Source organism: Streptosporangium sp. CA-115845, assembly GCF_050943795.1.
Taxonomy (GTDB): Bacteria; Actinomycetota; Actinomycetes; order Streptosporangiales; family Streptosporangiaceae; genus Streptosporangium.
Window position 1 is genome coordinate 3,320,954 of the sequence record NZ_CP191988.1, and the last position, 14,144, is coordinate 3,335,097.

At 73.6% G+C, this 14,144-nt stretch carries 11 protein-coding genes, 1 pseudogene and 1 riboswitch; of the genes and pseudogenes, 3 read left to right on the forward strand and 9 right to left on the reverse strand.

The window, feature by feature from the left end:
- Positions 1 to 137: 137 nt before the first annotated feature.
- Positions 138 to 3,779, reverse strand: a complete 3,642-nt coding sequence (gene cobN / locus ACQP0P_RS17240; RefSeq protein ID WP_433377613.1) for a cobaltochelatase subunit CobN — start codon at positions 3,777 to 3,779, stop codon at positions 138 to 140.
- Positions 3,780 to 3,814: 35 nt separating this feature from the next.
- A riboswitch (cobalamin riboswitch) is annotated at positions 3,815 to 4,016 on the reverse strand.
- 14 nt (positions 4,017 to 4,030) lie between these two features.
- Here cobN and ACQP0P_RS17245 point away from each other — a divergent pair.
- From ACQP0P_RS17245 to ACQP0P_RS17255, 3 genes are read left to right on the forward strand one after another with little or no spacing between them, the layout of a single operon-like run.
- Positions 4,031 to 5,551 carry a precorrin-3B synthase gene (locus ACQP0P_RS17245; protein ID WP_433377616.1) on the forward strand — a complete coding sequence of 507 codons (1,521 nt, stop codon included), beginning with the start codon at positions 4,031 to 4,033 and terminating at the stop codon, positions 5,549 to 5,551.
- On the forward strand, positions 5,548 to 6,174 hold the full coding sequence (locus ACQP0P_RS17250; RefSeq protein WP_433377619.1) for a precorrin-8X methylmutase: 627 nt from the start codon (positions 5,548 to 5,550) through the stop codon (positions 6,172 to 6,174). Before ACQP0P_RS17245 ends, ACQP0P_RS17250 begins: the two co-directional genes overlap by 4 nt.
- Positions 6,175 to 6,179: 5 nt before the next feature.
- Complete coding sequence (locus tag ACQP0P_RS17255; protein ID WP_433377622.1) at positions 6,180 to 7,703, forward strand: precorrin-2 C(20)-methyltransferase; 1,524 nt, start codon at positions 6,180 to 6,182, stop codon at positions 7,701 to 7,703.
- Here ACQP0P_RS17255 and ACQP0P_RS17260 read toward each other — a convergent pair.
- The 8 genes and pseudogenes from ACQP0P_RS17260 to ACQP0P_RS17295 all read right to left on the reverse strand — a co-directional run bounded on the left by ACQP0P_RS17260 (position 7,691) and on the right by ACQP0P_RS17295 (position 14,142).
- On the reverse strand, positions 7,691 to 8,449 hold the full coding sequence (locus ACQP0P_RS17260; protein ID WP_433377625.1) for a cobalt-precorrin-6A reductase: 759 nt from the start codon (positions 8,447 to 8,449) through the stop codon (positions 7,691 to 7,693). The two genes, ACQP0P_RS17255 and ACQP0P_RS17260, sit on opposite strands and share 13 nt — an antisense overlap.
- Complete coding sequence (gene cobM / locus ACQP0P_RS17265) at positions 8,446 to 9,195, reverse strand: precorrin-4 C(11)-methyltransferase (protein ID WP_433377628.1); 750 nt, start codon at positions 9,193 to 9,195, stop codon at positions 8,446 to 8,448. Before cobM ends, ACQP0P_RS17260 begins: the two co-directional genes overlap by 4 nt.
- Positions 9,192 to 9,782 (reverse strand): annotated as a pseudogene (cbiT, locus tag ACQP0P_RS17270) (precorrin-6Y C5,15-methyltransferase (decarboxylating) subunit CbiT); the annotation flags it as partial. The gene cobM and the pseudogene cbiT, both read right to left, overlap by 4 nt.
- Entirely contained in the window at positions 9,781 to 10,197 is a 417-nt protein-coding gene (locus ACQP0P_RS17275; RefSeq protein WP_433377631.1) for a pyridoxamine 5'-phosphate oxidase family protein, read from the reverse strand. The pseudogene cbiT and the gene ACQP0P_RS17275, both read right to left, overlap by 2 nt.
- Before the next feature lie 233 nt (positions 10,198 to 10,430).
- Positions 10,431 to 11,987: an MFS transporter gene (locus ACQP0P_RS17280; RefSeq protein WP_433377634.1), complete on the reverse strand. Its 1,557-nt coding sequence runs from the start codon at positions 11,985 to 11,987 to the stop codon at positions 10,431 to 10,433.
- Entirely contained in the window at positions 11,987 to 12,667 is a 681-nt protein-coding gene (locus ACQP0P_RS17285) for an LppX_LprAFG lipoprotein (protein ID WP_433377638.1), read from the reverse strand. Before ACQP0P_RS17285 ends, ACQP0P_RS17280 begins: the two co-directional genes overlap by 1 nt.
- A gap of 59 nt (positions 12,668 to 12,726) precedes the next feature.
- Positions 12,727 to 13,299 (reverse strand): MarR family winged helix-turn-helix transcriptional regulator, encoded by a 573-nt coding sequence (locus tag ACQP0P_RS17290; protein ID WP_433377641.1) that lies wholly within the window; start codon positions 13,297 to 13,299, stop codon positions 12,727 to 12,729.
- 81 nt (positions 13,300 to 13,380) lie between these two features.
- Entirely contained in the window at positions 13,381 to 14,142 is a 762-nt protein-coding gene (locus tag ACQP0P_RS17295) for a hypothetical protein (RefSeq protein WP_433377644.1), read from the reverse strand.
- Positions 14,143 to 14,144 lie beyond the last annotated feature (2 nt).

The following is a 14,144-nucleotide window of genomic DNA, read 5'->3' on the forward strand; positions in this document are numbered from 1 at the left end:
TCGGGGGCCGCGGCAAGTCCGGCGGTCGTCGATCGAACCGTTTTCCCTCCGGGGCCGCGGCGAGTCCGGCGGTGCGCGCTCACCTCGGGGGCGGTGACCGTGCACCGACCCTGCCGCCCCCGCCGTCGCGGAGCGGGTCAGCGGTCCTCCAGGTCGCCCTCGATGCTGAGGTACGCCTCCCGCAAGGCCGTCATGATCTCGGGGTCGGGGTGCTCCCACATCCTCCTGTCGGCCGCCTCAAGGAGCCGTTCGGCGATGCCGTGCAACGCCCATGGGTTCGACGCGGCCATGAACGCCCGGTTCTCCGGGTCCAGGACGTAGGTGGCGGCCAGCCTGTCGTACATCCAGTCGGCCAGCACTCCCGTCGTGGCGTCGTAGCCGAACAGGTAGTCCACGGTGGCGGCCAGCTCGAACGCGCCCTTGTACCCGTGCCTGCGCATCGCCGCCAGCCAGTTGGGGTTGACCACCCGGGCGCGGAAGATCCGCGCGGTCTCCTCGTGCAGGGTCCTGGTCCGCACCGCGTCCGGACGGGTGCTGTCGCCCACGTACGCGGCGGGTGCCCGGCCGGTGAGCGCCCGCACGGTGGCGATCATCCCGCCGTGGTACTGGAAGTAGTCGTCGGAGTCGGCGATGTCGTGCTCGCGGGTGTCGACGTTCTTCGCGGCCACCGCGATCCGCCGGTAGGCGCTCTCCATGTCCTGCCGCGCCGGTGTTCCGTCGAGGTCGCGGCCGTAGGCGAAGCCGCCCCAGACCGCGTACACCTCGGCCAGGTCGGCGTCGTCGCGCCAGTTCCCGCTCTCCATCAGCGGCAGCAGGCCCGCGCCGTAGGCACCCGGCCGGGAGCCGAAGATCCGCAGGGTGGCCCGACGCTCGTCGCCGTGCGCGGCCAGGTCGGTGTCGGCGTGCGCCCGCACGTAGTTCTCCTCGGCGGCCTCCGCGAGGCCCGCGACCAGCCGTACGGCGTCGTCCAGCATGGTGACGACGTGCGGGAAGGCATCCCTGAAGAACCCGCTGATCCGGACGGTCACGTCGATTCTGGGCCGGCCGAGTTCGGCGAGCGGGACCGGTTCGAGGCCGCTGACCCGCCGGGACGCCTCGTCCCAGACCGGCCGCACGCCGAGCAGCGCGAGCACCTCCGCCACGTCGTCGCCCGCCGTGCGCATGGCACTGGTACCCCAGACCGACAGCCCGACGGAGCGCGGCCACTCACCGGTGTCGGAGCGGTACCGCTCCAGCAGGGAGTCGGCCATGGCCTGCCCGGTCTCCCAGGCCAGCCTGCTGGGCACCGCCCGGGGATCGACGGAGTAGAAGTTCCGCCCGGTCGGCAGCACGTTGATCAGCCCGCGCAGTGGCGACCCGCTTGGCCCGGCGGGAACGTAACCGCCGTCGAGCGCGTGCAGCACCGCGCCGATCTCGTCCGTGGTCCTGGCGAGCCGGGGCACGATCTCCCCGGCCGCGAACCCGAGCACCTTCTCCACGGTGGCCAGGACTCCGGAGTCGCGGTCACTCCGGCCGGCAAGGACGGACGCGGTGACGGGGGAGACGGCGAACGGGTCCCAGCCGCGCTCCTCCATGCCCTCGACGAGGGCGCGGGCCAGCGACTCGGCCTCGTCCACGCTCACCCTCGCGGCGCCGCCGTCCTCGGCCAGGCCGAGGGCCTCACGCAGGCCGGGGAGTGCCTCCTGACCGGCCCAGATCTGGCGGGCGCGGAGCATGGCCAGCACGAGGTCGACGCGGGCCTTCCCCTCGGGGGCGCTGCCGAGCACGTGCAGGCCGTCGCGGATCTGGACGTCCTTGACCTCGCAGAGCCAGCCGTCGACGTGCAGCAGGAAGTCGTCGAACCCGCTGTCCTGCGGCCGGTCGTCGACGCCCAGGTCGTGGTCGAGCCTGGCGGCCTGGATCAGCGTCCAGATCTGCGCCCGGATGGCGGGCAGCTTGGCCGGGTCCATGGCCGCGATCGAGGCGTGCTCGTCCAGCAACTGCTCCAGCCGGGCGATGTCGCCGTAGGTCTCCGCGCGGGCCATCGGCGGCACCAGATGATCGACCAGTACGGCGTGCGCCCGCCGCTTGGCCTGGGTGCCCTCACCGGGGTCGTTCACCAGGAACGGGTAGACCAGCGGCAGGTCGCCGAGCGCCGCGTCGGGGCCGCAGGAGGCCGACATCCCCGCCGACTTGCCGGGCAGCCACTCCAGGTTGCCGTGCTTGCCGACGTGCACGATCGCGTGCGCGCCGAAGTCGTCGGCCAGCCACCGGTAGGCGGCCAGATAGTGGTGGCTCGGCGGCAGGTCGGGGTCGTGGTAGATGGCGACCGGGTTCTCCCCGAAGCCGCGCGGCGGCTGGACCATCACCACGAGGTTGCCCGCGCGCAGCGCGGCCAGCACGATCTCGCCGTCGGGATCGCGGCTCCGGTCGACGAACAACCCGCCCGGCGGCGGCCCCCAGTGCGCCTCGATGCCATGCCGCAGGTCCTCGGGCAGCGTCTCGAACCACGCCCGGTAGCGCGCGGCCGGGATCCGCACCGGGTTCGCGGCCAGTTGCTCCTCGGTGAGCCAGTTCTGGTCCTGGCCACCCGCCGCGATCAGCGCGTGGATCAGCGCGTCGCCGTCCCGCTCCGCCACGCCGGGGAAACCGTCTCCGAGGTCGTACCCGGCCTCCGTCATGGCCGTGAGCAGCCTGACCACGCTGGCGGGGGTGTCCAGGCCGACCGCGTTGCCGATCCTGGAGTGCTTGGTCGGGTACGCCGACAGCATCACCGCGATCCGCCGTTCCGGCGCCCGGACGTGCCGGAGCAGGCCGTGCCGTACCGCGATGCCGGCCACCCGCGAGGCCCGCTCGGGATCGGCCACGTACACGGTCAGGCCCTCGTCGTCGACCTCCTTGAAGGAGAACGGCACGGTGATGATCCGCCCGTCGAACTCGGGGATCGCCACCTGGGAGGCCGCGTCGAGCGGGGACAGGCCGTCGTCGTTCTCCCGCCAGGCGTCCCTTCCCGTGGTCAGGCAGAGGCCCTGCAGGATCGGCACGTCCAGCTCGGCGAGCGCGCCGACGTCCCACGCGGAGTCGTCCCCGCCCGCCGAGGCGGTCGCCGGGCGGGTGCCCCCGGCGGCGAGCACGGTGACCACCAGGGCGTCCGCGGCCCGGAGCGTGTCGAACAGGTCGGGCTCGGCGCTGCGCAGGGAACCGCAGTAGACGGGCAGGGCCTGGCCGCCCGCCTCCTCGATGGCCAGGCAGAGCGTCTCGACGAAGGCGGTGTTGCCCGCGACGTGGTGCGCGCGGTAGTAGAGCACGCCGATGACGGGGCCCTCGGTGCGTCGCGCGACACGTTCGAGGGGGCCCCAGCTCGGGGTGGGCACGGGCGGTGCGAAGCCGTACCCGGTGAGCAGCACCGTGTCGGAGAGGAAGGCGTGCAGCTGGGCCAGGTTCGCCGGACCGCCGTGCGCGAGGTAGGCGTGCGCCTCGGCGCAGACCCCGCCGGGCACCGTGGACAGCTCCATCAGCTCGGCGTCGGGGGCCTGCTCGCCACCGAGGATCACGATGGGCCGCCGGTCGGCGAGCAGCGCGTCCAGCCCGTCCTGCCATGCCCGCCGGCCGCCGAGCAGTCGCACGACCACGAGGTCCGTGCCCTCGGTCAGCGCGGGCAGATCCTCGGCGGACAGCCTCGCCGGGTTGCCGAGCCGGTAGTTCGCGCCGCTCGTCCGCGCGCTGAGCAGGTCGGTGTCGGAGGTCGACAGCAGCAGGACGGCTGGTGGCGCGGGCGGTGCGGGTGGCACGGAACGCATGCGGAAGTCCTCCCTCGGGGTCCTCGCCCCGGGTCGTCGTCATCGCGACGGCAGGAGTCTCCTGGCTCCCGGATCAACGCTCACCCCGGCCTTCCCGCCCGTTGCCGGACCGTGGCCTTCGGTGGGGTTCGCTCCCCGGTTACAGTGGCGGGACCGCGCCGGTTTCACACCGGCTTCCTCCCTGCGCCGTCGCCTAGGTCACACTATGCCAGGCGGACATCCGTAAAGAAATGGGAGCTACCATCCACTGCGTGTCAATAACCGACCCTCCCGGAAGAACCCGGACCGACGCGTGTCCCGGAGCGCTCCAGGTGCACGCCGCGGCCGACGGCGGCCTGGCGCGGATCCGGGTTCCCGGCGGGGCGCTCACGGCGCGTCAGCTCCGCGTGGTCGCCGCCGCCGCCCGGGAGCTCGGATCCGGCGTGATCGAGCTGACCTCCCGGGCGAACCTCCAGGTACGCGGCCTTCCGCCACAGGACGGCGAGCCCCTTCCCGTCGTGCACCCGGCACGCGACGACACGCGCGTTCCAGGCGCCGGGTCCTCTCCGGCCGGGGCCTTCGCACGCGACGACACGCGCGTTCCGGACGACGGTCGGCGGCTTTCCCCGGCATCCGACTTCGCCGTGCGGCTGGCCGCCGCCGGGCTGCTGCCGTCGGCCACGCATGAGCGGGTACGCAACATCGTGGCCTCACCCCTGGCCGGGCGGGCACCCGCGAGCCTGCTCGACGTCCGTCCGCTCGTGTCCGAGCTGGACGGGGAACTCCGCGCCCGGCCCGTGCTCGCCGACCTGCCCGGCCGGTTCCTCTTCGCGCTCGACGACGGCTCGGGCGACATGGCGGCTCTCGGCGCGGACGTCACGCTGCTGCCGGTCGATCCGGTGGACGCCTCGGCGGACGTCTCCGAGGTGGCGCTGCTGCTCGCCGGTGCCGACCTGGGGCTGCGCGCACCCGTCTGCTCCGCGGTCACTGGCATGCTCGTGGTCGCCGAGGCGTTCCTGGCCGAGCGCGCCGAGCAGAGGTCGGGCGCCTGGCGGCTCGCCGAGCTGACCGACGGCCCAGGACGGGTCTCGGCTCGCGGGCTCGGGGCGGAGCCGGCTCTCCGGCTGTCCGCCCCCGCCGTACGACGGGCGCGAACGGCGGACGGCGGCACGATCGGGGTCGCCGCGCAGCGTGACGGAAGGTCGGCCCTCACCGTTCTCGCCGCGCTCGGACGGCTCACGGCGGCCCAGCTGGAGGCGCTCGCCCAGGCGGCCGAGCACGGCGGGGGAGAGGTCCGGGTGACGCCGTGGCGGACGATCGTCGTCCCCGACCTGCCGCCGCCGGAGGCCGACGGCTGGCGGGCGACGCTCACGGCCGCGGGCCTGGTCGGCGACCCGGCGTCGCCGTGGCTGGGCCTGACCGCCTGCGCCGGCCGGCCCGGATGCGCCAAGGCCCTCGCCGATGTCCATGCCGACGTCCATGCCGACGTCCATGCCGACGTCCATGCCGACGTCCATGCCGACGTCCATGCCGACGTCCATGCGAACGGCGGCACCGGCTTCGAGTCCGGTGTGGACGGTCCTGACGGCGTCCACCCCTCGCGGGGCCGCACCCGTGCGCTCCCCGTGCACTGGTCGGGCTGCGAGCGGCGGTGCGGACGCCCGCGCGGCCGGGTCGTGGACGTGGTCGCGACCGGAGACGGATACCGCGTCGAGGCGGACGGCGTGAGCCGTACGTTCGCCGACGCCGAGCAGACGAGCGCCGCGGTGGCGGCGACCAGAGAGGGAACGTGATCGACTACATCAGGGACGGGGCGGAGATCTACCGCCGCTCCTTCGCCACCATCCGCGCGGAGACGGACCTCGGCGGCATGCCGCCGGGCGTCGCCCAGGTCGCGGTCCGCATGGTGCACGCCTGCGGCATGGTCGACCTCGTCGACGACCTCGCGTGGTCGCCGGGAGTCGTCACGGCGGCGCGCGAGGCGCTGCGCGACGGCGCGCCCGTGCTGTGCGACGCCATGATGGTCGCCTCCGGCGTCACCAGGCGACGGCTGCCGAAGTCGAACGAGGTGATCTGCACACTCGGCGACCCACGGGTCCCGGAGCTGGCGCTGCGGCTGGGCACCACCCGCAGCGCCGCGGCGCTGGAGTTGTGGCGCGACCGGCTCGACGGTGCGGTGGTCGCGATCGGCAACGCGCCGACCGCGCTGTTCCGCCTGCTCGAACTGGTCGAGGAGGGTGCCGGACGCCCGGCCGCGGTGCTGGGCGTGCCGGTCGGCTTCATCGGGGCCGCGGAGTCGAAGCTGGCCCTGGCCGAGCACCCGGCCGGACTCGACCACCTGGTGGTGCACGGACGCAGGGGCGGCAGCGCGATGGCGGCGGCTGCCGTCAACGCGATCGCGAGTGAGGAGGAGTGAGCGGGTTGAGCGGGGATCTCGGGTGCCTGTACGGGGTCGGGCTGGGGCCGGGAGATCCGGAGCTGGTGACGGTGAAGGCGGCCAGGCTGCTCGGTGCGGCCGACGTGATCGCCTACCACAGCGCCCGGCACGGGCGGAGCATCGCCAGGTCGGTGGCCCTGCCCTACCTGCGGGGAGACCAGGTCGAGGAGGCGCTGATCTACCCGGTGACCACCGAGAGCACCGACCACCCCGGCGGATACCAGGGCGCGCTCGACGACTTCTACGCCGACTGCGCCGTGCGGCTGGCCGCGCACCTGGACGCCGGGCGCGACGTGGTGGTGCTCTGCGAGGGCGACCCGCTCTTCTACGGCTCCTACATGCACATGCACAAGCGGCTCGCGCACCGGTACCCGACCGAGGTGGTGCCGGGGGTGACCTCCGTCAGCGGGGCCGCCGCGGTGCTCGGCCGCCCGCTGGTCGAGCGGGACGAGACGCTGACCGTGCTGCCCGGCACGCTCCCGGCGGAGGTGCTGGCCGAGCGGCTGGCCGCCGCCGACTCGGCCGCGGTGCTGAAACTCGGCAGGACCTTCGAGAAGGTCCGCGCCGCCTTCGCCGAGGCCGGTCGCCTCGACGACGCCTGGTACGTCGAGCGGGCCACCACCGGCAAGCAGCGCATCGACCCGCTGGCGGACGTCGACCCCGAGTCGGTCCCCTACTTCTCCCTCGCGCTGCTGCCCAGCCCGCTCACGCCGTTCTCCGCGAAGGCCGTGGCCGACCGCGAGGAGCAGGCCGGAGACGAGCGGCGCGGCGAGGTCGTCGTGGTGGGGCTCGGCCCCGCCGGGCGGCCATGGCTGACCCCCGAGACGCAGGACGCCCTCGCCCGGGCCGACGAACTGATCGGCTACGGCCCCTACCTCGATCGGGTGCCGCCCAACCCGCGCCAGCGCCGCCACCCCACGGACAACCGGGTCGAGGCCGAGCGCGCCGCGCACGCGCTGGAGCTGGCCGCCGCCGGATCACGGGTGGCCGTGGTCTCCTCGGGCGATCCGGGGGTGTTCGCCATGGCCAGCGCGGTGCTTGAGGTCGCGTCCGAGCCGAGGTTCGCCGACGTCGAGGTACGCGTGCTGCCCGGCCTGACCGCCGCCCAGGCGGTGGCCAGTCGCGCCGGGGCTCCGCTGGGCCACGACTTCTGCGTGCTGTCGCTGTCCGACCTGCTCAAACCGTGGGAGGTCGTCGCGGACCGGATCACCGCCGCGGCGCGGGCCGACCTGGTGCTGGCGATCTACAATCCGGCCTCGCGGAGCCGGACCTGGCAGGTGGCCGCCATGCGCGACCTGCTGCTCGAACACCGCTCCCCGCACACGCCCGTCGTCATCGGGCGGGACGTCGGCGGCCCGGCGGAGAGCGTGCGCGTCGTGGAGCTGGCCGACCTCGACCCCGCCGAGATCGACATGCGCTGCCTGCTGATCGTGGGCTCGTCCACCACCCGGCTCACCGAACGCGGCGGACGGCCCGTCGTCTACACCCCGCGCCGCTACCCGGCCTGAGCCTCCACCCAGGCCGCAGCGGCTTCGGCGGTGTCCACCAGCGGGACACCGCCGGGGATCGGCGGCCGCCGTACGATGACCACCGGAATCCCCAGCTCCCGCGCGGCGGCCAGCTTGGCGGTGGTCATCTCGCCGCCGCTGTCCTTGGTCACCAGCACCTCGACGCGGTGCTCGCGCATCAGCTCCAGCTCTCCGCGCAGAGTGTACGGCCCCCGGGAGAGCACGACCACCGTCCGGCCGGGCAGCGGTGGGGTGGGCGGATCGACGGACCTGGCCAGGAACCACAGGTCAAGGCCGGTGAACACGGCCAGGCTGCGGCGGCCGGTGGTGAGGAAGACCCGCCTCCCCAGCTCGGGCAGCAGGCGGGCGGCGGCCTCAAGCGTGGGCACCCAGCGCCAGTCGTCGTCCGGACCCTGGCGCCAGCCGGGACGGCGCAGCACCAGCAGCGGCACCCCGGTGCCGGCGGAGGCCGCGACGGCCGAGGCGGTCATCCGCCGGGCGAACGGGTGGGTGGCGTCGACGACCAGGTCGATCGCGTGTTCCCGCAGCCAGTCGGCGAGTCCCTCGGGGCCGCCGAATCCACCCTCGCGCACCTCGCCGACCGGGAGCCTGGGGTTGGCGACCCGTCCCGCCAGCGAGGACACCACGTGCAGATCCGCCCGCCCGTCCAGCCGGGCGGCCAGTGCCCTGGCCTCCGCGGTCCCTCCCAGGATCAGCAGGCGTCTCGTCTCGGTCCCGCCGGTCAATCCCGGCACCTGTCCGCCGAGTAGAGGTGGCTGTCGGGGAACGCCGAGGCCGTCAGCACCCGCCCGACCACGATCACCGCCGTCCGCAGCACCCCGGCGGCCCTGACCCGCTCGGCGATGTCGGCCAGGGTGCCCCGCAGGATCACCTCGTCGTCCCTGCTCGCCCTGGCCACCACCGCGACCGGGCAGTCGGCGCCGTAGGCGGGGAGCAGTTCCGTGACGACCGCCTCGATCCGCTGCACGGCCAGGTGCAGCACCATGGTCGCCCGGCTCGCGCCGAGCGTGGCCAGGTCCTCGCCCTCCGGCATCGGCGTGGCCCGCGCGGACGTACGGGTGAGGATGATGGACTGCCCGACTCCCGGCACGGTGAGCTCCCGCTTCAGCGAGGCCGCCGCGGCCGCGAAGGCCGGGACGCCCGGCACCACGTCGTACGGGATGCCGAGCGCGTCCAGCCGCCGCATCTGCTCGGCCATCGCGCTGAAGACGGAGGGGTCGCCCGAGTGCAGCCGGGCGACGTCCAGCCCGGCCGCGTGCGCGCCGGCCATCTCGGCGACGATCTCATCAAGGGTGAGCTCGGCGGTGTCCACCAGCCGTACCCCGGGCGGGCAGTCGTCCAGCAGCTCGCGCGGCACCAGCGATCCTGCGTACAGGCACACCGGGGACGAGGCGATCACCCGCAGGCCGCGCACCGTGACGAGATCGGCGGCTCCGGGGCCCGCTCCGACGAAACACACCCTGGCCGTCAAGACCCCTCCTCCTTGACCGATGACCAGACGGTCACCGGCATCATCGTCCGCCAGCCGGTGAAGCCGCCGACCGGGGCGGCGCGGCCGACCGCGAGGCGCACCAGGTCTCCGCCGTGCCTGCCGTACCAGTCGGCCACGACCGCCTCGGACTCCAGGGTCACCGCGTTGACCACCAGCCTGCCCCCCGGCCTGAGCGCCGCCCAGCAGGTGCTCAGCACGCCGGGGACCGTCGCGCCGCCGCCGACGAAGACGGCGTCGGGCACGGCCAGCCCGGCGAGCGCGCCGGGGGCCGCGCCGACGACGACCTTCAGCTCGGGCACTCCCAGCGTGGCCGCATTGCGCGCGGCCCGCTCCGCCCGGTCCCGGCGGCTCTCCACCGCGACGGCCCGGCACGCGGGATGGCAGCGCATCCACTCGATCGCGATGCTCCCCGCACCCGCGCCGACGTCCCACAGCAGCTCGCCGGGGACGGGCGCGAGGCGGGACATGGTGACCGCCCGCACCTCGCGCTTGGTCAGCTGCCCGTCGTGCTCGAACGCCTCGTCCGGCAGCCCGGGGACGCGGGGGAGCGGGACGTGTCCCGGGTCAGACATTGCCGAGCACCCGGGTCACCTGGATCTCGATCACGACACGGTCGGGGTTCACCCGGGGGGCGCGGTAGCGCAGCGCGTACCGGCGCTCGGCGTCGGCGACCTCCCCGGGGGTGTCCCGGAGCACCGCACGCCCCTCCAGGGTGGACCAGCGCCGTCCGTCGACCTGGCAGACGGCGGCCGGCGCGCCCGCCGGACCCGCGGCGGCCACCAGCCGGCCCTTGTACGACCCGCGCGAGGTGATGACCCGGGCGATCGCCGTGCCGACGTCGAGCGTCACCCCGACGGGCACCACGTGCGGCGTCCCGTCAGAACGGACGGTGGTCAGCGTGCACAGGTGCCGCTCATGCCAGAACGCGTCGAACCCCTCGCCGAGCCCGGCCAGGTCCGGCCGCGTGGCCCCCACAAGCATCACGTCACCCCAATGGTCGTCGGTACGTTCACCCGATGACGAACCCCCGTGGCATACCGTCGCGGGGTGCCGCCCTCTCCCGATGCCGGGCGGGACACGCCGCACGTCACCCGTGGCGGGGCGAGTGTACTCGGAGACGGAGGTGACGGCCGAGGCCAGGGTCCTGAGCGGCACCGGGCCGGGCACGGCGTGGGTGAGGCCACCACGCCCGGGTCAGACCGGGTCAGACAGGGTCAGGCCGGGTCGGACGACCCGGTCCCGCGCGGCAGCAGCAGCGCGACCAGCACGCCCACCCCGCACAGGGCGGCGGTGATCAGGAAGATCTCGCTGTACTCGGTGTGCAGCGCCGCCCTGACCTTCTCCTCGTACTCGGCGAGCCGGGTGGCGTACACGGCCGGGTCCACGCCGAAGGGCAGCGGGGTGTCCAGGTCCGCGGTGAGGGACTGGAAGCGGTGGAAGCCCCAGGCGGACAGCGCGGCGACGCCGAGCAGCATGCCCATCATCCGGGCCACGACCACCGCCGCCGAGGCCACCCCGTGCTGGACGGCGGGGACGGCACGCAGCACCGCGGAGGAGACCGGTGCGATCACCAGCCCCAGACCGAGACCGGCGACGATCAGGTCGGCGTCCATCCGGTACCCGGCCGAGGCGAGGTCCAGCGGCCACTGGCCGATGCGCACGTAGCCGACGCCTGCCAGCGCCAGCCCGATCACCGTCACCACGCGCTCACCGTAGCGGCGGGACGCCAGGCCGCCCACCAGAGCGGCCACGGAGAGCGCGACCAGGAAGCGCGACAACACCAGGGCGCCGTCCAGGGTGTCCAGGCGCAGCAGGGTCTGGGCCGACAACTGCACGTCGACCAGGGTGACCAGCAGCGCGGCGCCGGTCAGGAAGCTCACCCCGAGCGTGGCGAAGAACGGGCCGCGCAGCACCCCCGCCATGTCGATCAACCGGGTTCCGGCGCGCATCTCCCACCCGACGAACACGGCGCCGGACACGATCCCGCCGACGATCGCCGGCAGGCCCCACGGCGGGAGGACCGCCCCGCTCGGGTCGGGGTTGTAGAGACCGGCCACGAGCAGGCCGAGCGCGAGCGCCAGCAGCAGCCCGCCGACCACGTCGACGCGGCTGCCGCCGGCGCCGGTCCGGTCACGGCCGGGTGGCGGCACCGACCGCTGTACGGCGACCGCGGCCAGGGCCACCAGCGGGATGTTCAGCCAGAAGATCGACCGCCAGCCGCCGAGTTGCACGCCGCCGAGCTGGAGGGTGGACGGGACCAGGGCGGCGAGGGCCGCGCCGTACAGGGGGCCCAGCACGCTGCCGAGCTCCTGGGCCGACCCCACGGCGCCGAGCGCCACCGGACGCTCGTCCTCATCCCACAGATCCCCGATCAGAGCCATGGTGATGGGCAGCAGCGCGCCGCCCGCGACCCCCTGCAGGGCCCGTCCGGCGACCAGCCAGGGCACCGTCTCACCCAGCGCGGTGATCACCGAGCCCGCCGCGAAGCCCGCCAGGCAGAGCTGGATGAGCGGGCGCCTGCCGTACCGGTCGGAGAGCTGGCCGAGCAGCGGCATGGCCGCGATGTAGCCGAGCAGGAAGCCGGTGACGATCGGGGTGGCCCGCTCCATGTGGTTGAGCGGGACGTCGACGTCCTTGGCGATGTCGATGAGGACCGTGACCACGACGTACGCGTCCAGCGCCGCCAGCAGCACCGCGGTGCCGCCGACGCCGAGAGCGGCCCGTCGCCGGGCCACCCGGCCGCCGTCCTCCGGGACGGCGCGGGTCACCATCACTGGGCCGGAGCGGTGACCTGGACCGGCACGTCGTAGTCGCTGAAGACCACGATCACCTTGCCGCCGGTCAGTGGCAGATCCGCCTTGAGCAGGCGGCTGGTGGCCTTGTCGATCCAGAGCGTGCCGTTGACGCTCTGTGCGAGGCCGGGCACCATCGTGGCGAGCACCTGCTGGGAGAGCGTCGCCGAGACCCGGTAGGAGTCGACGCCGTTCACCTTCTCGGCCGCCTGGGTCTTCGGGTCCAGCGCGTTGCTCAGCAGCTGTACGACGCCCCTCTCCGGGTTGAGGATGGCGGACGGGTCGTAGATCGCCGCCAGCTGGCTTCGCGACATCTTCTGGAAGCCTCCGGTCACCCCCTTGAAGTGGACGGTCTCCCCGATCAGCACGAAGCTGATCTCCTGCAGGCTGCCCGCCACGTCGATCTGGATGGTGCCGTCCGCGTCACCGGTCCCGCTGAGGCGGCCGGAGGCCTTCTTGACCGGCACCGCGGGAGTGCCCTCGGTCTCCATGGAGAAGGTCGCCGACTTCACGGCACGTGTCGCCTCCGCGGACTTCCTGACCAGTTCGGCTCCGCTGGGAAGGGCTGCCGTGGCGTCGGAGGCGTCGCCGCCGCTGCAGGCGGTGACCAGGGAGCACACGGTGAGCACCGCGGCGATGAAGATCCGGCGAGCAGACATGGCCGGATCGTAACGACAGCGCGGTCTACTAAGGGAGTACGGGCGGTATCGGTTTCGCGTCAGCGAATGTTTTTGAGGTGCTCCACCACCGGAGCGTAGGCGATTTCCAGCTCGATCAGCTGATCGTCGGTGAGCAGGTCGATGAAGTGCCGGCGCACGCCGGCCACGTGGTGCGGCGCGACCCTGTTGATGGTGTCCCAGCCGTGCGCGGTGAGGACGGCGAAGGTGCCGCGCCGGTCGTCGGCGCAGTTCTCCCTGGCGACCAGGCCGGCCTTCTCCATCCGGGAGATTTGGTGCGACAGCCGGCTGCGGGACTGGATCGTGGCGTCCGCCAGGTCGCTCATCCGCATCCGGTGACCGGAGATCTCCGACAGGTTCACCAGGATCTCGTAGTCGTTCACCGAGAGCCCGAAGGGCTGGAGTTCGCGGTCGAGGCGGTGTTCGAGGAGTTTGTGCGCGGCGAGGTGGGCACGCCACGCCCGCTGCTCGGTTGACGACAGCCAGCGGGGCGTCTCGTCGTTCACCGGTCGCTCACCACTCTCGTTCCCCGCGTCGGTGACTCCGGTGACTTCGGCGGGTCCGCCCCCCGACCGACCACTCCGTTCGCCGGGCGAGGCCTGCTGCAGGGTCATGGATCAGAACCTACCTCAGAAGGCACCGATCACTCGTGGTAGGCGGTGTCAGCGCGGCCGGAGGGGGCCACCTCTCCGTCGTCATTCTCCCTTCCCGCTCGGAGACGGTGCCGGTGACGGTGCCGGTGACGGTGCCGGAGATGATGTCGGGGACGGCTCGACGGTCTCGCCGTTCGGGTCGGTGACCAGTTCCTCGGCGGCGCCCATGACCGTGGCCGCGTTCACCTTCCACCGGCCTCCCGTCTTGATCAGACTCAGCTCCATGTACGTGCCGAGCATGCGCCGGGTCCCCGCCGTGCTCGTGACCTGGGAGTCGACCACCGTGATCGCCTTCGCCCTGCCCTCGCCGACCTCTGAGACGTAGACGCCGCGGATCGAGGCCGAAGAGCTCGCCCGCATCGTGGTGATCACGCCTTCGAGCGGGCTGAACGCCTCGTTGTAGGTCTTCTCGAAGTCCTCGCCGGAGATGGCGAAGACCCGGTCGCGGTAGGCCTGCAGGTCGGTGTGGTCGTAGGTCTGCAGGGCCACGGCGAACTCGCCCGCCCGGGTGGACACCGCCCCGCGCTCGGCCTTCTCCTGCGCCAGCCGGTCGGCGGCCATCCACTGGAGCACCGCGGTGGTCGCGGCCGCCGCGAACAGCATGGCCGCGACGGCACCGGCCAGCCTGCCCCGCCACGTGCTGAATCCGCTCTTCCCGCTACCCGCGGCCCGGTGCTCCAGTTCGGTCTCCGTGCTCGCCCCGGCTGACGGTCCGGCCTCCTGGTCCTGGTCCGGAGCCGGGGGCGGGGCGTCTCCGGCGGGGTCGCGCCGGTGCTGTTCCGACGTGCGGGGGGTGGAGGTCAAGG